Below are 23,793 nucleotides of genomic sequence, written 5' to 3' on the forward strand. Positions count from 1 at the left end.
TTGGACGACTTGGTCCAAATCAAGGCGGGCATCGTGTGATGCCCGACCCGTGATGACGAGGACTCCGGCCGCGCGAGCGCGCGCTTCGCCGCGCTCGGAAAATCGACAACCTGGAGCCCGGACGAGCGCCCCGGGCGAGAAGTACATCCGCGACGTCCGCCGCGTGACGAGCCCGGTGTGCGGTGGGGGACGGGGACGGGGACGGGGACGGCACTACCGGAAGTTCTGACCGCGGCCTGTGCCTGAACACGCCGTGCCCGTCGTCACCGTGACCTCAGGGACGGACGCGGACGATCGTCTTCCCTTTCGCGCGCGTCGTCGGGTTGAGCGCGGTGACGGCGTCGTCAAGGGAAACGACGTTGTCGATGTTGGTGCGCAACCGTCCATCCCGTACTCGTGCGGCCAGCTCACCCAGCTGCGCACGGTCGGCCTCGACCACGAAATCGATCGCTCGGCCGTGGGTGGGCCAGACTTCGGGCGGCCCGGCGATCGTCACGAGGGTGCCGCCAGGCCGGATCAGCGCGGCGGACTGCGCCCCGATGTCGCCACCGATGACATCGAACACGAGGTCGACGCCACCGACGTCGGCCAGCGAGTCGTTCTCCAGATCGACGAACTCCCGCGCGCCGTAACCGAGCGCGGCGTGGCGGTCGGCCGCGCGCCCGGTGCCGATGATGTAGGCGCCCGCCTCCTTGGCCAGCTGGGTGACGATCGACCCGACGCCGCCGGCCGCCCCGTGCACCAGGATGCTCTGGCCGGACTGCACCTGGCCGTGCACGAACAGTCCCTGCCAGGCCGTCAAACCGGAGATCACCAAGCTCGCACCGACCGTGAAATCGACATCGCCGGGCAGCGGCGCGACATTGCGGGCCTCAATGGCCACGTACTCCGCCAGCGTGCCGTCGCGGGTCCAGTCGGCCAGGCCGAACACCCGCTGTCCGACCGCCAACCCGGCGGTTCCGTACCCGAGCGCGGCCACCACGCCGGCCATCTCGTGGCCGGGGACCGAAGGCGTACGGTCCCGCCCCAGCCGGTCGGTCCACGTCCCCTCCCAGGTCAGCTCACCAGGGGTGTAACCCGACGCGTGCACCTCGACCAGCACGTCATTCCCCGCGGGATCCGGGGTCGGACGGTCCGCCAACGTCAACCCGGCCGCCCCCGCGGCCTGGTCGGTCACGACGATCGCCTTCATCCTCTACCTCCATGTTTCACGGTCACTTCGGCGCCCTTTGGCCACCTGCCGTGGCTTCCTGGACGATAGCGTCCAATACAGTTTCGATACAGCAGTGAAACCGATGCCGAGCCGATCTTCGCTCGTTCCGGCGACACAACGGGGATGCTTGTCTCACTTCGCCGCGTCTCAGGGGCGGACGCGGATGATCGTCTTGCCCTTGGGGTGCTCGGCCGGGTTGAAGGCGGCGACGGCGTCGTCGAGGGCCGCGACGGTGCCGATGTTCGTCCGCAGGCGGCCCTCGCGCGTCCGCCGGACGATCTCGTCCAGTTGCACGCGATTGGGCACGACCACGAAGTCGACCGCCAGGCCCTCCGCAGGCCGGGCCTCGGGCGGACCGGCGATGCCCATTAGCGTTCCTCCGGGACGGACCAGGCGCGCTGACCGCCGCCCGATGTCGCCGCCGAACACATCGAAGACCAGATCGACCGCACCGACCTCGTCCAGGCTGTCGCTCTCGAGGTCGACGAACTCCTGCGCGCCGAAGTCGAGTGCCGCCTGGCGGCCGGCCGCGCGTCCGGTGCCGATGACATAGGCTCCTGCCTCCCGTGCGAGCTGCGCCGCCATCGACCCGACCACGCCGGCCGCACCGTGCACGAGAACGCTCTGGCCGGCTCGCAGACGGCCGTGTTCGAACAGCCCCTGCCACGCGGTCAGGCCCGACATGACGAGGCCCGCGCCGGTGGTGAAGTCGACGTCGCCCGGCAGTGGCGCGAGGTTCCGCGCCTCCACGACCACATACTCCGCGAGGGTGCCGTCGCGAGTCCAGTCCGTCAGCCCGAACACGCGCTGTCCCACCGCGAGCCCGGCCGTGCCGTAGCTGAGAGCGGTAACGGTTCCGGCCACCTCGTGGCCGGGAATCGACGGCGTCCGGTCACGGCCGAGCCGGTCGATCCACGTCGACGGCCACGACAGCTCGTCCCAGGTGAACCCCGAAGCGTGAACCTCGACGACGACGTCACCGTAGTTGGCGCCCGCGAGGTCGGCGAGCCGCTCGGTGTCCGGACCGGGCCGCTCGGCCAACGTCATCCCAGCCCGTCCCGCGGCTTGATCTGTCACCACGATCGCCTTCATTCGGCGCCTCCCTGCGTCCGGTCCGGACCGATCGGGTCGATTCGGTGAACTCTATAGTCCATTGTGGTCTCGGTGACCGGCGTGGGGAGGACCCGTGCCCGGCCCGGGTGAAGGAAACCCGTGGGTGGCACGGGGCCGGAGGGCGGAACCGGGGTGACGAACGCCGCCGGAACGCAGCACCTGGGCTACCGTGTGCGTGCCGGCCGCCCGGCTCCCCGCTCCAGCCAAGGTGTGAGACAAGGTGTCGGGGAATTCCCGAATGTGATTCCGATGGTGCCGGAAATACGCCGCAGAGAGGTTGATCGATGAGTGGGGAACCGACGAGAGTGGTCATTGTCGGCGGCGGCTTTGCCGGTTTCAACGCGGCTCGTGCGTTGCGCCGCGCCCTTCCGCGCAAGGCTGATGTCGAGATCGTCTTGGTGAACCGGACGGACTACTTTCTTTACCTCCCGCTGCTGCCCGAAGTGGCGGCCGCGGTGGTCGATCCGCGGCGGGTGACCGTGCCGATTCCGGGGACGCTTCCCGGAGTGCGGCTCGCGCTCGGTGAGGTGACCGCGATCGCGCCGGACAAGGATTCGCTGTCTTACACGGATCCGGAGGGCCGGGCGCACGAGCTGCGATACGACCGGTTGATCCTTGCCGTGGGCAGCGTCAACAAACTGTTGCCGATTCCGGGCGTCGCCGAGCACGCGCACGGCTTTCGGGGAGTGGCGGAGGCTCTGTACCTGCGGGACCACGTCATTCGCCAGGTGGAGCTGGCGGACGCGACCGACGATCCGGACGAACGAGCGGCGCGGTGCACGTTTGTCGTCGTCGGCGCCGGCTACACCGGAACGGAAGTCGCCGCGCAGGGCCCGCTGTTCACCCAGGCGGTAGCCCGGCGCCACCCTGAGCTCAGCGGTCAGAAGATGCGCTGGCTCCTGCTGGACCTCGCACCGAAAGTGCTGCCCGAGCTCGATCCGCGGCTCTCGCGGGCCACGGACCGGGTGCTGCGCAAGCGGGGCGTCGAAGTGCTCACCGGCACCTCGGTGAGCGAGGCGACGACCGACGGTGTGCGGCTCACTACGGGCGAGTTCGTCCCGACTCGCACGATCGCATGGTGTGTCGGGGTCCGGCCCGATCCGCTGGTCCACGGCGCGGGCTTCGAGACGCAGAAGGGCCGGTTGGTCGTCGACACCACGCTGGCCGTCCCGGGACAGTCCCGGGTGTTCGCGTGCGGCGACGCCGCGGCGGTCCCCGACGTCACGCGACCCGGCGAGGTCACGGCGATGACGGCACAACACGCGAGCCGCCAGGGCACACTCGCGGGACGGAACGTCGCGGCGTCACTCGGATACGGTCACCTGGCCGAGTACAAGCACCACGACCTCGGGTTCGTCGTCGATCTCGGCGGGAAACAAGCGGCCGCGAACCCGCTCCACGTCCCGATGTCGGGGTGGATCGCGAAGATCGTCACGCGTGGCTACCACCTGCTGTCGATGCCGGGAAACCGGATTCGGACGGCGGTCGACTGGCTGCTGAACGCCGTCCTGGGGCACCAGTCCGTCCAGCTCGGGCTCGTCCGATCGGCCGCGGTTCCGCTCGACACGACGGCCCCGGCGGTGGATCCGGCGGCACGGCACGAGCCGCCGAGCACTCGAACCGGAACGGACGGCTAGGAAACGTGGCCCTGCGCAAGGGCCGTCATCCTGTTCACGACGGAACAGCTCGACGATCTTGCGCAGGGCCAGAGCCGCGGCTCAGCCGGTCGGACCGAACCGGCTGACGCGGATCCGCTTGACGTCGACGCCGGCCCCGGCCAGCAATGCGGTCGCCCCGTCGCAGAAGCCCGGTGAACCGCAGACGTAGACCTCGCGATCGGCCTCGACCAGAGGCCGGACGTCGTCGGGTGTGAGGCGTCCCGCCGGCCGTGCACTGCCCGCGGGCGAATCACGGGTGTAGACGACCGTGGTCTCGGGACCGCGAATTTCGTCGGCGTAGTACAGGTCGGCAGGCGATCGGACGGACACGATCAGGCGCATCAGGTCGGTGCGGCCGGTGCTTCGGGCGAGCCGCAGCATCGACATGAGCGGGACGACTCCGGAGCCGCCGGCGACGCCCAGGATCGGTGCGGTGCCGTCCCAGGAGAAGAACCTGCCGACGGGGCCGCGGACCTGCAGGACATCGCCGACTTCGACGGTGCTGTGGAGAAACGTCGACACCTCGCCGTCCGGCAGCAGCTCGACCGTGACCTCGATCTCGTCTCCGCCGGGAGTGCTGGCCACCGAGTAGTCGCGCTGGGCGTGGTAACCGTCGGGAGCGGTCAGCCGGATGACGTAGAACTGGCCGGCGTGATGAGTTCTGGGCTCGGTCAGCCGCAGCCGGAAGGTTTTCGCGTGCGGTGTCTCCGCGATGATCGCGGTCACGACACCGGTTTGCCAGGATGAAGTGACGGTCATCAGTCACCCTGGTAACGCTGCTCGAGCCACGGGTCGCCGTGGTCGTGGTACCCGTTGCGCTCCCAGAAACCGGGCTCGTCCTCGGCCATGAACTTCAGCCCGGAGACCCATTTGGCGCTCTTCCAGAAGTACAGGTGCGGCACCAGCAGGCGGGCCGGCCCGCCGTGGATGTCGTCCAGCGGCGCGCCGTTGACGTCCCACACCACCCAGGCCTGACCGTCGACGACATCCTCGATCGGGAGGTTGGTCGTGTAGCCGGTGTGCGAGCGCGCCATGACGTACGCCGCATCGTCGTGCAGCCCGGTGATGTCGAGCAGCGTGTCGACGGAGACCCCGTCGAAGGCCATGTCGAACTTGGACCACGTCGTGACGCAGTGGATGGCGCCTTCGTAACGGCCGGGCGCGAGAGCGTGGATCTCGTCCCAGGTCCAGCTGGTCGGTGTGTCGACGAGGCCGTCGATGGTGAAAGTCCAGTCCCCGGTGTCGATCGAGGGAGTCGCTTCCGCGTGCAGAACCGGCCAGTCGCCACCCGCGTCGTGCTGGCCTGGTGGCAGCCGCGGGTCTTGACCAGAGCGCCGGCGCCCGACGAAACCTCTGGTAGTAATCATGTTTGCCGTCTTCCTCGGTTGATTGTGGACCGTGCCGATCCTGCCCTTAGTGGACCATAAAGTCCACATGATGGGCCGGCCTCCGGGGTCCTGCGGTCCACCGGTCTTGTTCACCCGGGATCGCCACGGGTCCCGTCCGTGACCCCGGTGGGGCTCACTGGAACCGGAGCAGGATCCCCCGGGTCGTGCACGAGTCGGTTCGAGACGCGATCAAGGATCTGGGAACGTGCGGTGGGGATGTCGACAGTGACGGAGACGGTGAGCGGACAGGGCACCAGGAGCGAACTGTGTGCGGACGGCGGATGTCGCCGGCGCCGGACGGGAACCACCGCCACGACCGTTTCGGGGTTCGCCGGACGAGTCCTGGTCGGCGGGCGGAGTTTCGACCGCGAGTCCGCCGTCTGGGTCGAGGAGCTGAGCCCCGGCAGCTCGAAGTTCGACGATGCCTGCCGCCGGCTCTACGCGATGCTCGTCAAGATCGCCAGGAGTGAGGCTGCGCGCAGGTCTTCGGCCTCGAGGATCGGCGGCCCCGAGCTCGACGACCTCGCCCACCAGGCCGCGGCGGACGCCCTCATGCGGATCACCCGCAAGATCGGTGATTTCCGCGGTGACGCGCAGTTCAAGACCTGGGCCTTCAGGTTCGTCGCCCTCGAGGTCTCGAGCAAGGTCGGGCGGCACTTCTGGCGGGACCACCGGGTGTTCCCGAACCAGGGCGAGGCGGACGGCGTGCGCGCCGCGGCCGGCGACGAACCACCTCAGCGGGTGCAGGCCGTCGAGCTCAGCGCCGCCCTCGGCCACGCCATCGAGAGGGCACTGACCGTGCGTCAGCGGCGCGTCTTCGTCGCCGTGGCGATCGACGGGGTTCCCGTGGACGCCCTCGTCGAGCAACTGGGTACCAACCGGAATGCGATCTACAAAGCGATCTTCGAAGCCCGGCGCAACATTCACGCCTACCTGGTCGAGAACGAGTTCATCGCGTGATCGGCCGTCCACGAACCGGGTTCCGGCGCCTGGACGGAGCACCGTTGCGGACTCGAAAGTGGACTTGACCGACCAGTTCTGCCGAGGCTACATTCGGCCGGTCCGCCGGCATTGCTCTGTCGGCGAGGTTCTCGTAAGGCCGGCAGCGCTTCTGCGGATGTCGCCTCGCACCCGGTGATTCCGGGGTCTGCCAGCACAATTCGGGTGTCATTGCGGAAGGAAGAAACGTGTCATGAGTGAGAACTTCGAGGGCCGGAAAGTCGTGGTGGCCGGCGGCAGCAGCGGCATGGGTCTGGCCGCGGCGCAGCAGGTGGTCGCCGGAGGTGGCAGTGCGGTGATCACCGGCCGGGACCCGGACAAGCTCCGAGCGGCGGTCGAAGCGTTGTCGCAGCACGGGAAAGCGTGGGGTATCCCGGCGGAGCTGACCGATCGCGGCCAGGTGCCCGAACTGCGGAAGCAGCTCGCGGCCGAGCACGCCGACGCGACCCTGCTCGTCAACGCCGCGGGCTTCTTCGTCCCGAAGCCGTTCATCGAGTACGACGAAGCGTTCTACGACTCGTACAACGAGTTGAACCGCGCGCTGTTCTTCATCACGCAGACCGTCGTCTCGGGGATGATCGCCGGCGGCAACGGCGGCGCCATCGTCAACGTCGGCTCAATGTGGGCGCACCAGGGCATCGCGGCGACCCCGCACGCGGGCTACTCGGTGCAGAAGGGCGGGCTCCACTCGCTCACCAAGGCGCTCGCGATCGAGCTGGCGCCGCACCGCATCCGGGTCAACGCGGTCGCGCCTGCGGTCGTGAAGACTCCGTTGTACCTCGGCGTGTTCGGCGCGGACAAGCTCGACGAAAGCGTCGACAGCTTCGCGGGCTTCCACCCGCTGGGGCGCGTCGGCACCGCGGAGGACATCGGGAACGCGGTGTCCTTCCTGCTGTCGGACAAGGCGAGCTGGATGACCGGCGCGATCGTCGACGTCGACGGTGGTGTCATGGCCGGCCGCAACTAGCCCGGGCGCACAACACAAGCACCGCACCGAAAGGACTGCGGGCGTCCCGCCGACGTCCGCAGTCCGGTGCCGCTGTGACAGTGGACGCAAAAGTCCACAAATGGCCGAGGCGGGGTGTACTCCGCGGTGAAGCGCGGTTAGGCTTCGGCTGTGTCAGGTGATCGAACCGAGATCCACCTCGAGGCTTCGCCGGAGCTTCACCGGTTCGCTCTCCGCCGACAGGTGAAGCTTCTTCACTTTCATCCCTCGCTCGTGCGGTCCGGCATCGACCCGCGACGCGCGGTCGGCGCGGCCAAGGCCTCGAGTGGATACGCGAACGCCGGTCCCGAGCGCCCCCGCGGCGGTCGATCGGAAGCGAAATCGGGTGCACGTCGCCGTGCGTTGATATCGAGCCTGACGTGACTCAATGCCCTTTTTTCGCTTTCTGGAGTGTCATGAGACCCGGCTCGGCCGTGGGATTTCGATGATCGGCGGCGGCGATCCGGACCTGCTCGGCCGGCGCGGCGAGGCCGAGCTGCTCGACAAGATGCTGGACGAGGTGCGCCACGGGCGCAGCGCCGTGCTGGTGGTGCGTGGCGAGGCAGGCGTCGGCAAGACCTCGTTGCTGAATCACGCGGTCACGCGGGCTGCCGATCTGCAGGTCATCCACGTGTCGGGTGCGGAGTCGGAGGCGGAGCTGGCCTTCTCCGGTGTGCACCAGGTGTGCGCGCCGCACCTCGACGGGCTCGATCGCCTGCCGGCTCCGCAACGCACCGCGCTGGCCACCGCGTTCGGCCTCGCCGAGGGTAAGCCGCCGGACTTGTTCCTGGTCGGGCTGGCCGTGCTGACCTTGCTGGCGGCCGCGGCCACGGAGCAACCCCTGGTGTGCGTCGTCGACGACGCGCAGTGGCTCGACAGTGCCTCGGTACGGACGTTGTCGATCGTCGCGCGCCGGTTGCGGGCGGATCCGGTGGCGATGGTGTTCGCGGTCCGTGACAGCCGGGAGAACGCGGCCCTGGCGGGCTTGGCGCAGCTGCCCGAGCTGGTTCTGACCGGGCTCTGCGACCGGGATTCACGGACCCTGCTGGCGACGACGATGCCCGGTCCGATGGACGAACGGGTGCGGGAGCGGATTCTCGCCGAGGCGCGGGGCAACCCGTTGGCCCTGCGGGAACTGCCCCGCACGGCGAACCTGCCGGCCCTCGCCGGCGGCTTCGGACTGGTCGGACACGGACGGCCGCTGTCGCGCCGCATCGAACGCAGTTTCGCGACGCATCTGGCCGCGTTGCCGGCGGACACCCGGCTCCTCCTCCTCATCGGCGCGGCCGACCCGGTGGGGGAGGCCGCGGTGCTCTGGCGGGCCGCCGGCCTCCTGGGGCTGCCCGAATCGGCGGCGGAGCCGGCGGAGTCGGCGGAGCTGATCAGCATCGGCCGCCGGGTACGATTCCGTCACCCGTTGATCCGGTCCGCCGTCTACGGATCGGCGGGCGGCGCCGACCGCCGACGCGTGCACGAGGCGCTCGCCGAGGCGATCGATCCCCGCAGTGATGCCGAGCAACGCGCGTGGCAGCGCAGTCAGGCGGCGACCGGTCCGGACGAGGCGACCGCGGCCGAGCTGGAACGGACGGCCGAGCTCGCCCGGGCTCGGGGCGGAGCGGCCGCGGCCTCGGCGTTTCTCGCCGACGCGGCCGAGCTGACTCCGGACCCCGTCGATCGCGCCCGCCGTGCGCTGGGAGCGGCGCGAGCCAAACTCGACGCCGGGGCCCCGGAGGCGGCGCTGGAGCTGGTCGCGCAGGCGGAGGCGGCACCACGGGAACCCCTGCGGCAGGCCCGGATCGAGCTGGTGCGCTCGCAGATCGCGTTCGCCCTCAACCGCGGCCGCGACGCGCCCGGCCTGCTGCTGTCGGCTGCGGAGCGCCTCCGGGACCTGGACCCGCTGCTGTCGCGCGAGACCTACCTCGAGGCGCTGATGGCTTCGGTGTTCGCCGGCCGGCTCGTGTGGGCGCCGGACAACGCGCCGGACGGCATGGCGCGCGCCGCGCGGTCGGCCCCGCCCGCGCCGACTCCGCCCCGCGCCGTCGACGTGCTCCTCGACGGCCTCGTCCTGCGGTTCACCAAGGGGTACACGGACGCGGCCCCGACTCTCATGCGCGCCGTCCGGCAGTTCCGGCGAGACTCCGATGCCGATTGCGCCGGCCTGCGCTGGTACGGCCTCGCCAGCCGGATCGCCCTCGACCTGGGGGACCGGCAGTCGGAGGACGACCTCGCGGCCCGGCAAGTACAGACCCTTCGCGAACGGGGTGTGCTGACGCTGCTGCCGGTCGCGCTGGCCAACCGGGCCGGGGTTTGCGTGCACGCGGGGCGATTCGACGAGGCCGCCACCCTGCTCGAGGAATCCGCTGCCATCAGCCAGGCCACCGGCGCTCTGCCGCCGTTGTGCATCGAGCCGGTCCTCACGGCCTACCGCGGCCAGGATGCCCGGACCCTGGAGCTCGTCCGTACCAGCCTGGACAGCGCGACGGAACGCGGTGAAGGCCGGGTGATCCCGATCGTCCAGTACGCCGCGGCCGTTCTGCACAACAGCCTCGGCAGGTATCGCGAAGCGCTCGCCGCGACCGACTGGGCCGTGGAGCACGACGACATCGGTATGCACGGATACGGCCTCGCCGAACGGGTCGAGGCCGCCGCCCGCTGCGGTGAGGTCGCGATCGCGATCGACGCGGCACGGGAGCTGTCCGATCGCGCCGCCGCGACGGGCACGGAGATGGCGCTCGGCGTCGCCGCCCGCTCACGCGCCCTGGTGGCCCGGGGCGAGGAGGCCGACGAGCTGTACCGCCTGGCCATCGAGCACCTCGGCCGCAGCAAGGTCGACGTCCTCCGAGCCAGGGCTCAGCTGCTCCACGGCGAATGGCTGCGTCGCGAACGCCGCCGCGAAGAAGCGGTCGACCAGCTCAGGCTCGCGTGCGACACCTTCCGGCGCGTGGGCGCCGGCGGGTTCGCCGAACGCGCCCGCCGTGAGCTCCTGGCCGCCGGGGAAGCCGTCGAAGCACCCACAGTGCCGCTGAGGGCGCAGCTGACGGGGCAGGAGACCTACATCGCGCGGCTGGCCGCCGAGGGCCACACCAACTCGCAGATCGCCTCGCAGCTGTTCCTCAGCCCGCGCACGGTCGAGTGGCACCTGGGCAAGATCTTCGGAAAGCTCGGCATCTCTTCGCGACGGGAGCTGAAGGTCACGCTCGCGGACCACGACAGGCACCACGTCCCGCACTGAGCGAGGCCGCTTCCTCCTGATGACAGTGCCGGGGCGCGCGAAGGGCCACGGGACTCACAGGACCGCGGTGCGGGTGCGCCTCGGAAACAGGGTCAGCAGCTTGGCTCGCCTGCGCCACGCGACCGCCGCGATGATCACGCCGACGAGGGCGGTCAAGACCTGAAGGGTCGCCGTTGTTTCATACACTCGGGCCAGGCTTCCGAACCCGTCCACCCGGATCCGGCGCAGGGTGGTACCGGTGTCGAGCACGAAGTGGAACAGCACCCCCAGCACGAACGAACAGGCCAGCGACGCGGTCACGAACCACACACCCAGCCTGCTGGCGTGCCGCAGGTGGCCGGCAACCCCGACCACCGGGACGACGAAACCCGCGGCGACCATCAGCACGCTTTCCGCGAGTCCGATGGGGACCCGGGCGGCGCCGAGCACCGCGAAGTCGGCCAGCACCAGCACCGATTGCGTGCCCACTGCCGCGCCGGTGAAGCGATCGACACTCGAAACCAGCGGCGGAAGGCGGACGACGGCCTTCCCGTTCCTGGGGTGCGCCAAGGTCATTCTCTCAATCTGTGGGGTGAACACGAGACCGTGCCGTCACGAAGACCGTTCGGGGCGGCGATTCGCGGGTCGCCGAGGCATCGACGTCCGCCCGTCATTCGGGGACGACGTGGATCGCGGCTTCCTCCGCGGCGGCAGCGGATCCGTCGACTCCGACGTCCACGGCGAAGAGGTACGGGCGCTGCTCGTCGGCGTCGGGATCTTCGACCAGCCGCCCCGCCCGCGAGACGCCGACCTCGTCGTCGTACAGCTCGCCATCGGTGTCGGATGAGTCGCCCAGCCCGTCGCCTTCGGCCGGATCCACGCTCACGTCGGGAATCTCCCGCGCCAGGCGCCTGCCGAGACTTTCGTGGCCCGCTTCTTCGCGCGCGGTGAGGCCCCAGTCGAACACGGCCTGCGGGCGGTCGGGAGGGCTGTAACCTTCGTCCAGAACGTCGGCGACGCCGAGGTCGTCCAGGGTGTCCTCGGGTTCGAGGAGGCCTGAATCGAGGTCGAATCGGCCGTCGTATTCGTCCGTGTCGTCACTCATGTCGGTCTCCGGATGCAGGGGAAGAGGCTCCGGCCGGCAACGGGCAGCGGAGCCACAAGAGGGGCTTAGTGGACTATATCGTCCTTTGTCCGGTCCACAACGGTGACCATCGCAGGTCACATTTGGAGTCGCCTTCCGGATATGAATCCGAAACCACGCCGGCCGAGCCGCGCCTCCGGCCTTTCAATTGGACGTGTTAGTCCACTATTCAGAGGGGGTCTACGTCTGCTCAGGCGTCGGCGCGGCTACGCTTCACTGCATGCCGTCTGATCCGACCAGGGACTCCTGTTCCCCTCTCGACGCCTCCGAATCGGAGCCACGAGCCCGGATTGTGGCCGCCTCGACAGACCTCCTGTTCCGGCACGGACTCGGTGCGCTCACGATGTCCAGGATCAGCGGGGCGGCGGCGATCGAGCCACGTCGGGTCCGGATGGTCTTCGGGGAATCCGACACCGTCGATGCCATCGTCGAAGCAATTGTCGAAACCCAGCTCGAAACCGTGCTGCGCGGCCAGCGGCCCAGTCTCGCCGCCGTCAGAACTCTCGACGGCCTGTGTGAGTGGCGATCGGAACTGGTCGGCTCGGTGAACGCGATCGAAGGCTGTCCCCTCGGCATGCTCATCCAGCACCTCGCCGGTCACCACCTGCGGGGCAATCTTGCGCTGGTGGCCGCGTTCGGGCAGTGGCAGCAACTGGTCACGGAGGCACTGGAGCGCATCAAGGGGGCGGGTGAGCTCACGCCGGCCGCTGATCCGGCCGCGCTGTCCACGGCGATCATGGCCGCCGTCCAAGGGGGATTCCTGCTGTCGCACACGATGCGGAACGCGAAGTACTTTCACAGCGGGCTCGACCTGGCGATAGAAACGGTGGGCAGCTTCGCCCACCGTCGGTCGGGCTCGTAGCGGCACCGCAGCGCAACCCCCGGCGACACGGATTTTTCAACGGGCCCACACCCTGTTGTCGCACCGTGAAGTCGCGAATTTTGGACGGATGGCCGGCGTTGGGCGCCGGGAAGGCTCAGGAGCCGCCGTACGGCAGGCTCCTGAGCCGACTGATCACAGAGCGACGATTCCTTCGCCGCCGGCAGCACCGTCGAGGACGACGTGCCCGGCGGAGGTCAGGCTGCCGTCGTGGTTGATCCGGAAGGCTGACACGCCACCGTCCGCTCCGGTCTGCGCGTAGAGGTACCGGCCGTCCGGCGTGGTGGCCAGGTCGACCGTGCCGGCGCCCGCGGGCGTCGTGCCCAGGCTCACGGGAGTGCCGTCGGCGCCGATGCGGTAGCCGCTGACCGTGCCGCTGCCGGCGTTGGCCACGTAGGCGAAGTCACCGGCGGCCGCGATCCAGCAGGTCGCCTGCTGCCCGGTCGCCACGGGGGTACCGGTCGAGAGCTTGCCCCGGCCGTCGACCCGGCCGGTCACGATCGCGTTCGGGCCGGCCTCGGTGAGCAGGATCCGGCCGGAGCCGTCGAAGACGAACCCGAACGGGACCGATCCCGCGCCGGTCGAGTCGACGACCGGCTTGGCCGACGGACCGAACACCGGGTTCAGGGGGAAGGTGATCACGCTGTCGCCGGCGGCCTTCGTGCTCACGACCAGAGAGCCGCCGTCCGGGGTGAACGCGACCTGCGCCGCGGTGTGGGTGAACTCGGGCGCGGCGTCGGCGTCGAAGCCCAGCGCGCGGTGCCAGAGCGGGACGGGCACGAGGTGCCCGGCCAGCAGCACGAATCCCTGCAGCGAGCCGCCGGCGCGGGCGTTGAGCACGAACACCCGGTTGTCGTGCACCGCGATGCTGACCGGGAAGGTGCCACCGGACCCGATCGTCTGCAGCTTGGTGAGCCGGTCGCCGGTCACGGCGAAGACGGTGACCGAGTCGCTGCCGGGGTTCACGGCGAACAACAGGTGGTGGCGGCTGTCGTAGGTCAGGGCACCCTGCGAAGCGGTGTGGTCGGCCACCGAGCCGTCGAGCACGCCACCGCGCCCTCCGGTCCGGTACACGGCCTTCTGCCGCAGGGAGCCGTCCGTCATGCGGTCGAACGCGACGACCGCGTTGCCGTCGGGTGAATCCGTCTGAACGAACACCGTGCCGCCGGCGGCACGAGCCGACGTCGCGGACGCAGGTGACGCGGTGAACGTGACGGCTGCGAGGGCGACAGCCGCCGCCACCGTCGTGACGCGCGCCCTCGTGTGTTTGGCCATGATCGTGTGTGATCCTCACTCGTGAGAACTCCGGCCCGGAATCCGGACCGACGGAAGGTGGATCGAAGCGGCAGAAGGCCGTTCGCTGATTTAGTGGTCACGACGGAGAGGTTCTTACCTCTTCGATGATCGAGGTGTACGCCACTCACCGCGGAGCGCGCCGGCCAGACAATGGACGTTATAGTCCACTTATAATGTTCGTTGTCCCGACGAGGACGAGCGATTCGACTTCCTCGACCCGAAATCCGCGGAGAGGCCACAGCCATGACGACTGTCGCGTCCCTGCTCGTGACGAGCTTGGCCGACCACGGAGTCAGGACCGTCTGGGGTGTGGTGGGCGACGCGCTGAACCCGATCACCGACGCTGTGCGCCTCGAAAAGCGGCTCCGCTGGATCGACGTCCGGCACGAGGAGGCCGGCGCGTTCGCCGCCGGCGCGCAGGCGCAGTTGACCGGAACGATCGGCGTCTGCATGGGCACCGTCGGCCCGGGCGCCGTCCACTTGCTCAACGGCCTCTACGACGCGAAGAAGTCCCACGCACCGGTGCTGGCGGTCTGCGGCCAGGTCCCCAGCGCCGAACTCGGCAGCGACCACTTCCAGGAGGTCGACAACGACGCCGTATTCCGCGACGTCGCCGAGTTCTGCCTTACCGTGACCGACCCGGCGCAGCTGCCGTACCTGCTGGAACTGGCGGTGAACACCGCGTACGCGCGCAGCGGCGTGGCGGTACTGACCGTGCCCGGTGACATCGGTGCCCGCCCCTTGTCCGCGGCCGGCCCGCGGTTCATCGCGCAGCGCCCGGAGACCGTTCCCACGTGGCCCCTGCTCGACCAGGCCGCCCACCTGCTCGACGGCGCGGCCAAGGTGACCATGCTCGTCGGCGCCGGAGCGAGGGAAGCTCGGGAAGAGGTCCTCGCGGTGGCCGACGCGCTCTCCGCACCGATGGTCCTCACGTTGCAGGGCAAGGAAGAGATCGAGCAGGACAACCCGTTCCAGGTCGGCCAGCCGGGCCCGCTCGGCAACCCCGCGGCTCAGCACGCACTCGACGACTGCGACGTCCTGCTCATGGTCGGTACGGACTTCCCGTACCGCGACTGGTACCCCCGGGGCAAGACGGTGGTCCAGATCGACGTGGAAGGTGCCCACATCGGCCGACGGGTGCCCGTCGACCTCGGCCTCGTCGGCGACTCGGCGGCCACCCTCGAGGCGCTGCTGCCCAAGCTGACCACCAAGCCGGATCGCGACCACCTGGCCCGGTCCCACCGTCGCTACGAGACTTGGCGCGAGCGTCAGCAACACCTCGCGGACCCCGATTACGAGGCCGGCGTGGCAGGGCGGGTCCGCCGGCAGTTCGACAACCGGGCGCGTGCCATCCGTCCGGAGGTGCTCGCCGCGGCGATCGATCGGCACGCCAAGGCCGATGCGGTGTTCACTTCCGACACCGGCATGTCGACGGTCTGGTTCGCTCGGTTCGTCACGCTCGGCGGCAACCGCCGCCTGCTCGGCTCGTACAACCTGGGCTCGACGGCCAACGCCCTTCCTCAAGCGCTCGGCGCGGCACAGCTCGATCGGACCCGCCAGACCATCGCGCTCTGCGGCGACGGCGGCCTGACCCCGGTGATGGGGGAGCTGCTGACGGTGGTCGACCACGACCTGCCGGTCAAGATCGTCGTGTTCAACAACTCTCGGCTGGGCATGATCAAGCAGGAGCAGGAGCAGAGCGGACTCCCGGAGTTCGGCACCAGGCTGAAAAACCGGGACCTGGCTGCCATCGCCCGAGCCTGCGGACTCCACGCGGTACGCGTCGAGCGGGCCGCGGACGTCGACTCCGCCGTGCGCGACGCGCTCGGGCACCACGGTCCGGTCCTGCTCGACGTCGTCACCAACGCCGATGAGATCGCGCTGCCCTCGGCACCCACCGCCGCGCAGGTGTGGGGGTTCGCCAGAGCCAAGGCCAAGGAGCGGATCGCCTCCGCGCACGACGGCGACGCGGCGCGATGAGCGCTCGCGGACGGCAGTCGAACCGGGAGGTGCCGTGCTCGGCGATCGACGGCGTGACGGACGAGCCGCCGTGGCATGGCGGACAGCGGGTGCGGGCTGCGGGCTGGGCGTCAGGCCCGGAAGGTGCGGATGTAGTCGATCGCCATGTCGAGCCCGACTTTCATCAGCCTGACGTCCCGCTCGGTCTGGGCCAGGAGGTACCCGCCCTGGAGCGCGCTCATCAACCCCGTGGCCAGCCGCTCGGGGTCGGCGTCCGGGCGGAGCTTGCCGTCCTTGCGCATCCTCGTGAACGCGTCGGCCAGCAGGCCGAGCCAGGTTTCGAAGTGCTGGGCCAGCGCCGAGCGGGCCCGTTCGTTCGAATCGGACAGCTCGCTCGCCAGTGACCCGAGTGCGCAGCCGTACGCGCCGTCGCGCAGGGCGTTGCGCTGGACGATCGCGTCCCGCCAGCGTTCCAGGCCGCGGATCGAGTTCAGCCGGCGGAGCTGTTCGCCTTGGAAGTTCAGCACTTCGTGAGCTTGGAACTCGATGACCGCTTGGACCAGTTCGTTCTTGTCCGCGAAGTGGTGGTACAGCTGCGACTTGCTCGTGCCGCTGGCCGCGCGCACGTCGTCCAGCGTCGTCGCGGCCACGCCCTTCACCGTCATCAAGTCGACCGCGGCCTGCACGATTCGCGCCTTGGTCGCCTCTCCGCGCGCCGTGACCCGGGTCGGCCGCACGTCATCCTGAGGTTCCACCACGGCGCCAGGTTACCGCACTACCACGAGCGATGACCGTTGGCGACCTCCCGGCCACCCTGGTGCCGAAGGGACGAAGGCGTCCGTAAACGGCGTCGCCGCTGCTGCCTCAGGACCCGGTTGCGCGGTGCACCGCGAGCGGCGACAGTTCGCGCCACTCGATTCGAGCCCGGTCCAGTCCGGTGGTCAGCACGTGCAGGCTGACGTGGTCGGCGCCCGCTGCGACGTGGTCCCGGATCCTCGCCTCCACCTGCTCGGCATCCCCGCGGACGATGACGCTGTCGAAGAGTCGTTTGCTCCCTCCTGCGCGCAGGTCGTCCTCGCCGAAGCCCTGTCCGCGCAGCTCCAGCACGCAGGTCCGGCACGAGAGCATTCTCGACAGCTCGGCGCGGCCGAGCTCTTCGGCGGCTTCGGCGTCCCGCATGACGACGACTGCCTGCCGCACCGCCAGGAAAGACCCGTCACCGAGGAACGCTCTCGTCCGGTCCGTGCAGTCCGGTGTCGCAACCCGGCGGACGACCCCGAGCGCCCGCGGTTTCGCGAGCTCGGCCATCTCCGTCCGATCGCAGATCAGCACCCGCTCTTCCCAGGTGACCGGACCCGGGAGCCGATCGAGGCAGTCGAGGTAGGCCTCCATCCGCGCCACCGGGTCCGTTCGCGTGCCGGTGCCGGTCGCGGCCAGACCCAGTAACGTCCTGTGGCCCCTTGCGTCCCGAAGCCGGCCGTGCCGAGCGGCCACGACGGACGCGTCGCGGGTTCCGATGTCCCGCAGAGCCGGCGCGACCTTGATCCGACGGGTGACGCCGAGAAGAAGTTCACACTGGTCGAACACATCGGCTTCGCGCGACTCCGGTACCCAGACCGCGCCCCAACCGGCGTCTTCGAGCTCGGCCGCCACTTCCGCGGCGAGACGCCGCTCAGCCGCGCCGAGGCCGACGCCCCACACCCCACAACGCCCCAGATCCACGAGCATCTCCCGCCGCCGTACCGGTTCACCGGCCCGTAGGTGTGTGCCGTCCCGGAGCGGCGTCTTACCCATTTCCCGACGACGTAACACAATATTCGCCGGGCGGGAACCCGGTGGTCTGCGGCCGTCGGTCAAGATCATCCGGATGGTCGTGGAACGGGGTCGTCAGGCGGGTATCCTCCACTGAGGACGCATCACGGTCGTGGCCCGCCGACGGGCATCGGCCGACAACCACGAACCCGCGCGTTGCCCGAAACCGGACGGCCGCTCGCGCCCCATCAAGCAGCTTTGCCCGCACGACGAGCGAATGATCCGCCACGACCGGCAACCGTGACCCGCGGCCTGCTCGCGTTCCGGGAGGCCGCGGAAGCCGTACGGCCGCATTCACGCGATGAGGAGAAGCACCGATGAGCACCTCCGGCACCACGCACCAGGCCCGCACGGACCTCGATCTCGCCGGGGCGGCCGAGCTCGCCCGCCAGCTGCGGGTCGACTCGATCCGGTCCAGTACGAGCGCCGGGTCGGGGCACCCGACGTCGAGCATGTCCGCGGCGGACCTGCTCGCCGTGCTGGTCGCGCGTCACCTGCGCTACGACTGGGACCGGCCCGAGGACGACCGCAACGATCACCTGATCTTCTCCAAGGGCCACGCCTCTCCGTTGCTGTACTCGATCTACAAGGCAGTCGGGGTCGTCTCGGACACTGAGCTGATGACGGAGTACCGGCGGTTCGGGCACCGGTTGCAGGGACACCCGACGCCGGTCCTGCCGTGGGTCGACGTGGCCACCGGCTCGCTCGGACAGGGGCTGCCGATCGGGGTCGGCGTCGCCCTCGCCGGTGCCTACCTCGACCGGCTCTCCTACCGCACGTGGGTCCTGTGCGGGGACAGCGAGCTGGCCGAGGGCTCGATCTGGGAAGCCCTCGACAAGGCCTCGTACTACCGGCTCGAGAACCTGATCGTCCTGGCCGACGTGAACCGGCTGGGACAGCGCGGACCCACGGAATGGGGCTGGAACACCGAGACCTACGCGCGGCGCGCCGAGGCATTCGGGGCCCGGGTGCTCACGATCGACGGCCACGACCTGGCCGAAATCGATGCCGCCCTGCGGACCGCGAGCGAAGCCGGCGCCGGCGCGCCGACCGTGATCCTCGCCAAGACCGTCAAGGGCAGCGGATTCTCCGAGATCGAGGACCACGAAGGCTGGCACGGCAAGGCGCTGCCCGAGGACATGGCCGCCCGCGCCGTTGAAGAACTCGGGGGAACCAGCGACCTCCTGGTCCGCGGTCCGCTGCCCACCGGCGACCACGGCGCCGTGCCCACGGCGGAGAACGAGCAGGCGCCGCGGCCGGCCTACGAGCTGGGGGAGAAGGTCGCCACCCGCAAGGCCTACGGCGACGCCCTGGTGTGGCTCGGTGCGACGAACCCCACGGTCGTCGGGCTCGACGGCGAGGTGTCCAATTCCACCCACGCCGACGAGTTCGCCAAGGCCTACCCCGACCGCTACTTCGAGATGTTCATCGCCGAGCAGCAGATGCTCGCGTCGGCCGTCGGGTTCAGCGTGCGCCACCGGATCCCGTTCGCCTCGACCTTCGCCGCGTTCCTCACCCGTGCGCACGACTTCATCCGGATGGCCGCGATCTCCCAGGCGAACCTCCGGCTGGTCGGCTCCCACTCGGGAGTCGAGATCGGCGCCGACGGCCCGTCGCAGATGGCGCTGGAGGACCTGGCGATGATGCGGGCGATCCACGGCTCGACGGTTCTCTACCCCAGCGACGCGACCAGCACCGTCGCCCTCACCAAGGTGATGGCCGAGACACCCGGCATCAGCTACCTGCGCACGACGCGCGGCGCCTACCCCGTGCTCTACGGCCCCGGCGAGACGTTCCCCGTCGGCGGGTCGAAACTCCTGCGCTCCAGCCGCCAGGACTCGGTGACCCTTGTCGGTGCCGGCGTGACCGCGCACCAGTGCCTGGCCGCGGCGGACGTGCTCGCCGGCGAGGGGATCACCGCGAGGGTCGTCGACCTGTACTCGGTGAAACCCGTCGACACCGCCACGCTCGCGGCCGCCGCCTCGGCCACCGAGGGCCGCTTCGTCGTCGCGGAGGACCACCACCGCGAGGGCGGGATCGGCTCCGCCATCCTCGAGGCGCTGATCCCCGGCCTGCGCATGACCCACCTGTGCGTACGCCACCTGCCGGGCTCCGGCACCGCCGCGGAACTTCTCGCCGCGGCGGGCATCGACGCGGCACACATCGCCGCCGCCGCGCGCGAGCTCGTCGCAGCCGACTGACCAAGAGCTCGACGCCCCCGCGGCTCCGTCGAACGGACGAGCCGCGGGGGCGTCGGCGCAGTGGTTCCCGCTACCGAGGACGGCTCAGAGGAAACTGAACAGCCGGTCGGGTTCGAAGCGCGAAATCGGGCCGGTGTAGGCCTTCTCGGGATTGGGATAACCGAGGGCCAGCAGCACCGTGGTGGTGTGCCCGGTTTCGCGGATCTTGAACGCCTTGTCGACGCTGGTCGGATCGAAGCCTTCGAGCGGCGTCGCGTCCACGCCGAGCTCGGCGGCCGCCATCATGGTCATGCCCAGCACCATGTAGGTCTGCTTTTCCATCCAGTGGTTGAGGTCCTTGTACTGGTAGTTGCGCAGATTGAGGAAATCGCGGGTCATGAACTGCCACATCGCGTTCTTCGCCGGGTCGGGGAACCGGCCGTCGGCGGTCTCCTTGGCGAACACCTCGTCGAGGTGGCTGTCCGGTACGTCCGCCCGGGTGGTGAGGATGATGGTGTGCGACGCTTTCAGGATCTTTTCGCCGTTGTCCTGGAACCGTTCGCCCAGATTGGCGACGAGGTGCTCTTTGCTTTCGGCGGTGGCGAGCACGTAGAAGTGATTGGGCTGGATGTTCGTCGACGTCGGCGCGGATCGCAGAAACTTGAGCAGTTGCTCGAGGGTCTCTTCCGGAATGGTCTTGCCGGGATCAAAAGCCCTGGTGAGGTGCTTGCTCATGAGCTTGTCGAGATCCATGGTCCTCTGCTTTCTTCGGGTGATCAATCAGGTGAGGGCAGTGCCCGGGTCCGGGCTAGTTCTTGCCGCGCGCGAGGAGTTCACCGATGCGGTCGAAGCCGAGACCGGTGGCCGCCGCCGCGAGGTCACCCGCGACGAGCGCTTTGGTGGCCTGATCGAGTGCCGCCATCGCGTGGGTGTAGAGCCACGGGCCGAGGCTGATGCGTTTGACGCCGGCCTTCTGCAGCTCGGCGACGGTCAGCACCTTGTCCGCGGGTGACACCAGCACGTTGACCGGCGTCGGCGCGACCGCGGCGACGATCGCCTCGAGCGCGGCGAGGTCGGGCGGGTACGGGGCGTAGACCACGTCCGCACCGACCTCGGCGAAGGCCGTCAGCCGCCGGATGGTGTCGTCGAGATCGGGCCGTCCCTGGATGAAGTTGTCCGTGCGGCCGGTGACGACGATGCGTTGCTTGGCCGCGTCCACGGCGCTGCGCACGCGGGTGACCGCCTCGTCGAAGTCGCGGATCGGGCACTCGGGGATGCCCGAGGTGTCCTCGACTCCGATGCCGGCCAGGCCGTGGCCGACGGCGGCTTCGACGGTCGCTGCCACGTCTTCGGGCGTGTCGCCGTAACCGTCCTCGAAGTCTCCGTTGACGGGGAGCCCGGTGAGCCGGCCGAGGAGCCGGGCATGGCCGAGATGCTCGTCGCGCGTGACTTCGTGCCGCCCGTCGGAACGGCCGAGCGTGCCGGCGAGCGCCGCCGACGACGTCGCGATCGCCTCGAAGCCGGCGTCGGCCAGCATCAGCGCCGAGAGGCCGTCCCAGGCGTTCGGCATGACGAGGCCACCGTCTCGGGTGTGCAGCGCCATGAAGTTCTCATAGAGCTCGGAGCCCTGCATATCGCATCTTTCCTGAATCAACTTGCGGCGAGTGGAGGTAGCGCGGTCAGCGAGGCGCGGTGGCCGAGTCCACGGCGGGGATGTCGATGTCGGTCTGGTTGACGTTGTTGATGAAGTTGGTGAGAAGGGCCTGCACCGCCACCGTGACGATCGCCAAGACCTGGGAGTCGGTGTATCCGGCGTCTCGCACGGCCGCGAGGTCGGCGTCGCTGACCTGCCCCCGGCTGTCGACGACCCGTTTCGCGAAGCGGGCGGCCGCGGCGCGCTTCGGGTCGACCGAACTCCCGCCGCGGCTCAGCTCGATGTCCTCATGGGACATACCGCCGAACTCGGACGACACGTACGTGTGCATGGCCAGGCAGTAACTGCATTCGTTGGCGTGCGAAACGGCCAGCGCGATGCTGTGCCGGGTCCGCGCGTCCAGGACCCGGCTCAAGGTTCCTTGCAGCGTCGTGACGACCTCGAGAACGGTCGGGTTGGACGCGATGGTCCTGAACATGTTCGGAACGAAACCGAGCTGCGTGCCGACGTTGTCCAGGATCCGCTGAGCACCTTCAGGGACCTCGTCGGGGGCGGGAGTGTTCAGTCGTGACACAGTGAATCGACCTCCGGTGTGAGTAGCCGTCGTCGAGCCCGAGCCCGGGCTCCTGGTGCTGCAGAGTCCCGAACCTCGTCGTCGCGGACGCACCGATTATGGACTATACAGACCAAAGTCTGCGACTCAACTTCTCCTGGGGTCGTGGTGGAGCCGGCTCGGCAGTGGGTGATCGATCGCTGTCGATCACTGCCCGGACGGGCCTTTCGGGCCGGTGTGCGGGTTGCGTGCGGCGAGAACGGTGAACACGGTCGCGACCAGAGCGAGCCCGCCGTAGCCGAAGGCGATCTGCTGCAGGGAAAAGGTGCCGGAGAGCTGGCCGGCGATGAGGGCGGGGATCGTCGAACCGCTGTAGGAGAGCAGGTAGATCACGCTGAACGTCGGTGCGCGGTCGGCGAGGGTGCTGCCGGACAGCAGGCCGCGGGTCGCGGCGCTGATCGCGATGCCTTGGCTCGCTCCCGCGACGATGGTCGCGGCGATGAACAGCACGAGGGTGCCGGTGACGATCGCCGTGATGACGCCGGCCATTCCCGCCAGAAAGCCGATCATGCCAACGCGTTGGGCGCCGGCCGGGGTGAACCTGCCGCCGAGGGGAGCGCCGAGGACGCTCGGACCCATGTAGGCGGCGAACACCAGCCCGAGGACGAGGGGGCTGCGGGTGTGGAGCTGATCTTCCACCAGCGCGGGCACGAACGCTTGGTAGAAGGCGCCGGCCGCCCACGTGGCCAGAAGCACCGCTGCCGCGACGGGGAGCAGCCCACGGACCTGTGCCGGCACGAGGACCCTCGGGCGCAGCGATCGCCAGGCTCCCGGCGTCGGGGTGGCGGTCTCCGGGCTGACGGCGATGAGTGCGACCGACAAGAGAAGCAGGCCGATGACGATCAGGTATCCGAGGTCGCGCGGCCAAGGTCCGAACTGGACGAGGGCACCCGAGGCGATGGCGCCGAGGGCGAGCCCGAGCATGACTGTCTGGCTGGAGGCCACCGAAGCCAGCCAGGCCGGCCTCTTCGGGGCGGCGTCGACGATGTAGGAGGTGAGACTGCTGCTGGCCAGGCCGGCCCCGAGACCCATCAGGAGCCGGCCGGCGACCAGGACGACGATGTCGTGGACGTTCAACAGCACCACGCAGCCCAGGATGAGCAGCGCGAGGCTGGCGATCGAGATGGGCCGCCGGCCGAGGTGGTTGGACAGCCTCCCCAGTACCAGGAGCGTGGTCAGGGTGGCGACGGAGTAGGCGACGACGGTTACCGAGATGCCGGCGTTGGTGAACCCGTCTTCGGCCCGGTAGATGTTGAACAGGGGGATCGTCGAGCCCACCGCGGCGAACACGGCCACGAGGGAGATCACCGCGGAGACGAACGCCACCTGCGGCGTCCTCGTCGGGCGACCCTCGTCGAGCGCTGGTGCCGCGTTTCGCATCGGGGCGTGCCTTTCGCTTGTTCCGGACGGCGGCGCACCTGCCGGACGGCGGTGCGGAGGTGCCGGGATGCTGCCCATCCGCGGAAGCAAGACGCGGGGATCGACTGAGTCGACTTCGTTCACCGGCGCGACCATCATGCACCAGGGCGGACCATTTGGTCCACTCGGTGGGTGGTGGGTGGTCCACCCGCCGCGCAGATCGGACCGTGATCCGGCGGTGCGGGTGTGCCTCGCGTCCCCAGCGCTGGGGCGACCGGTACCGGCGGGCCGGGACCTACGGGTGTGGTCGGCCCGGGATCGCCACGGGT

20 protein-coding genes are annotated in these 23,793 nt (G+C 69.6%); 7 read left to right on the forward strand and 13 right to left on the reverse strand.

What is annotated here, in order from left to right:
* Window positions 1-274: 274 nt before the first annotated feature.
* Together AB0878_RS20395 and AB0878_RS20400 are read right to left on the reverse strand one after the other, a co-directional pair.
* The gene (locus AB0878_RS20395; protein WP_366581798.1) at window positions 275-1,192 is read right to left on the reverse strand and encodes an NADP-dependent oxidoreductase; all 918 of its coding nucleotides are present in this window, start codon (window positions 1,190-1,192) and stop codon (window positions 275-277) included.
* A gap of 168 nt (window positions 1,193-1,360) precedes the next feature.
* Window positions 1,361-2,305: an NADP-dependent oxidoreductase gene (locus AB0878_RS20400; protein ID WP_366581799.1), complete on the reverse strand. Its 945-nt coding sequence runs from the start codon at window positions 2,303-2,305 to the stop codon at window positions 1,361-1,363.
* A 305-nt stretch (window positions 2,306-2,610) separates the two neighbouring features.
* On the opposite strand from AB0878_RS20400, the gene AB0878_RS20405 reads away from it, so the two are divergent.
* The gene (locus tag AB0878_RS20405; RefSeq protein ID WP_366581800.1) at window positions 2,611-3,963 is read left to right on the forward strand and encodes an NAD(P)/FAD-dependent oxidoreductase; all 1,353 of its coding nucleotides are present in this window, start codon (window positions 2,611-2,613) and stop codon (window positions 3,961-3,963) included.
* 81 nt (window positions 3,964-4,044) lie between these two features.
* Here AB0878_RS20405 and AB0878_RS20410 read toward each other — a convergent pair whose 3' ends face one another.
* Together AB0878_RS20410 and AB0878_RS20415 are read right to left on the reverse strand one after the other, a co-directional pair.
* A complete protein-coding gene (locus AB0878_RS20410; protein WP_366581801.1) occupies window positions 4,045-4,743 on the reverse strand; it encodes an FAD-binding oxidoreductase in 699 nt (232 codons plus the stop codon).
* Window positions 4,743-5,351: a molybdopterin-dependent oxidoreductase gene (locus AB0878_RS20415; protein WP_366581802.1), complete on the reverse strand. Its 609-nt coding sequence runs from the start codon at window positions 5,349-5,351 to the stop codon at window positions 4,743-4,745. The genes AB0878_RS20410 and AB0878_RS20415 overlap by 1 nt, the downstream gene beginning before the upstream one ends.
* A 237-nt stretch (window positions 5,352-5,588) precedes the next feature.
* On the opposite strand from AB0878_RS20415, the gene AB0878_RS20420 reads away from it, so the two are divergent.
* The 3 genes from AB0878_RS20420 (at window position 5,589) to AB0878_RS20430 (ending at window position 10,588) form a co-directional block, all read left to right on the forward strand.
* Entirely contained in the window at window positions 5,589-6,332 is a 744-nt protein-coding gene (locus tag AB0878_RS20420) for a sigma-70 family RNA polymerase sigma factor (RefSeq protein WP_366581803.1), read from the forward strand.
* A gap of 232 nt (window positions 6,333-6,564) precedes the next feature.
* Window positions 6,565-7,338 carry an SDR family oxidoreductase gene (locus AB0878_RS20425; protein WP_366581804.1) on the forward strand — a complete coding sequence of 258 codons (774 nt, stop codon included), beginning with the start codon at window positions 6,565-6,567 and terminating at the stop codon, window positions 7,336-7,338.
* Window positions 7,339-7,801: 463 nt separating this feature from the next.
* Window positions 7,802-10,588, forward strand: a complete 2,787-nt coding sequence (locus tag AB0878_RS20430; protein ID WP_366581805.1) for an AAA family ATPase — start codon at window positions 7,802-7,804, stop codon at window positions 10,586-10,588.
* A gap of 54 nt (window positions 10,589-10,642) precedes the next feature.
* Here the strand turns inward: AB0878_RS20430 and AB0878_RS20435 are convergent, their stop codons facing one another.
* Window positions 10,643-11,167: a hypothetical protein gene (locus tag AB0878_RS20435; RefSeq protein WP_366581806.1), complete on the reverse strand. Its 525-nt coding sequence runs from the start codon at window positions 11,165-11,167 to the stop codon at window positions 10,643-10,645.
* 70 nt (window positions 11,168-11,237) lie between these two features.
* Window positions 11,238-11,672 carry a DUF5709 domain-containing protein gene (locus tag AB0878_RS20440; protein ID WP_366581807.1) on the reverse strand — a complete coding sequence of 145 codons (435 nt, stop codon included), beginning with the start codon at window positions 11,670-11,672 and terminating at the stop codon, window positions 11,238-11,240.
* A 382-nt stretch (window positions 11,673-12,054) separates the two neighbouring features.
* On the opposite strand from AB0878_RS20440, the gene AB0878_RS20445 reads away from it, so the two are divergent.
* On the forward strand, window positions 12,055-12,573 hold the full coding sequence (locus tag AB0878_RS20445; protein ID WP_366581808.1) for a TetR family transcriptional regulator C-terminal domain-containing protein: 519 nt from the start codon (window positions 12,055-12,057) through the stop codon (window positions 12,571-12,573).
* A 153-nt stretch (window positions 12,574-12,726) separates the two neighbouring features.
* Here AB0878_RS20445 and AB0878_RS20450 read toward each other — a convergent pair whose 3' ends face one another.
* The gene (locus tag AB0878_RS20450) at window positions 12,727-13,866 is read right to left on the reverse strand and encodes a beta-propeller fold lactonase family protein (protein ID WP_366581809.1); all 1,140 of its coding nucleotides are present in this window, start codon (window positions 13,864-13,866) and stop codon (window positions 12,727-12,729) included.
* Between the two features lie 264 nt (window positions 13,867-14,130).
* Between AB0878_RS20450 and AB0878_RS20455 the strand changes: the two genes are divergently transcribed.
* Window positions 14,131-15,867 carry a thiamine pyrophosphate-dependent enzyme gene (locus AB0878_RS20455; protein ID WP_366581810.1) on the forward strand — a complete coding sequence of 579 codons (1,737 nt, stop codon included), beginning with the start codon at window positions 14,131-14,133 and terminating at the stop codon, window positions 15,865-15,867.
* A 110-nt stretch (window positions 15,868-15,977) separates the two neighbouring features.
* Here AB0878_RS20455 and AB0878_RS20460 read toward each other — a convergent pair whose 3' ends face one another.
* Together AB0878_RS20460 and AB0878_RS20465 are read right to left on the reverse strand one after the other, a co-directional pair.
* Window positions 15,978-16,604: a TetR family transcriptional regulator gene (locus AB0878_RS20460; protein WP_366581811.1), complete on the reverse strand. Its 627-nt coding sequence runs from the start codon at window positions 16,602-16,604 to the stop codon at window positions 15,978-15,980.
* A 106-nt stretch (window positions 16,605-16,710) separates the two neighbouring features.
* Complete coding sequence (locus AB0878_RS20465; protein WP_366581812.1) at window positions 16,711-17,568, reverse strand: hypothetical protein; 858 nt, start codon at window positions 17,566-17,568, stop codon at window positions 16,711-16,713.
* A 407-nt stretch (window positions 17,569-17,975) separates the two neighbouring features.
* Between AB0878_RS20465 and AB0878_RS20470 the strand changes: the two genes are divergently transcribed.
* Window positions 17,976-19,859, forward strand: a complete 1,884-nt coding sequence (locus tag AB0878_RS20470; protein ID WP_366581813.1) for a transketolase — start codon at window positions 17,976-17,978, stop codon at window positions 19,857-19,859.
* Between the two features lie 84 nt (window positions 19,860-19,943).
* Here AB0878_RS20470 and AB0878_RS20475 read toward each other — a convergent pair whose 3' ends face one another.
* The 4 genes from AB0878_RS20475 to AB0878_RS20490 all read right to left on the reverse strand — a co-directional run bounded on the left by AB0878_RS20475 (window position 19,944) and on the right by AB0878_RS20490 (window position 23,431).
* Window positions 19,944-20,591 (reverse strand): nitroreductase family protein, encoded by a 648-nt coding sequence (locus AB0878_RS20475; RefSeq protein ID WP_366581814.1) that lies wholly within the window; start codon window positions 20,589-20,591, stop codon window positions 19,944-19,946.
* Between the two features lie 55 nt (window positions 20,592-20,646).
* Window positions 20,647-21,471, reverse strand: coding sequence for an isocitrate lyase/phosphoenolpyruvate mutase family protein (locus AB0878_RS20480; RefSeq protein WP_366581815.1), 825 nt, complete (start codon window positions 21,469-21,471; stop codon window positions 20,647-20,649).
* 46 nt (window positions 21,472-21,517) lie between these two features.
* Window positions 21,518-21,970, reverse strand: a complete 453-nt coding sequence (locus AB0878_RS20485) for a carboxymuconolactone decarboxylase family protein (protein ID WP_366581816.1) — start codon at window positions 21,968-21,970, stop codon at window positions 21,518-21,520.
* A gap of 282 nt (window positions 21,971-22,252) precedes the next feature.
* Complete coding sequence (locus tag AB0878_RS20490; RefSeq protein WP_366581817.1) at window positions 22,253-23,431, reverse strand: MFS transporter; 1,179 nt, start codon at window positions 23,429-23,431, stop codon at window positions 22,253-22,255.
* Window positions 23,432-23,793 lie beyond the last annotated feature (362 nt).

The sequence above is a fragment of the Amycolatopsis sp. NPDC047767 genome (genome assembly GCF_040704195.1).
In the GTDB taxonomy this organism is placed as follows: domain Bacteria; phylum Actinomycetota; class Actinomycetes; order Mycobacteriales; family Pseudonocardiaceae; genus Amycolatopsis.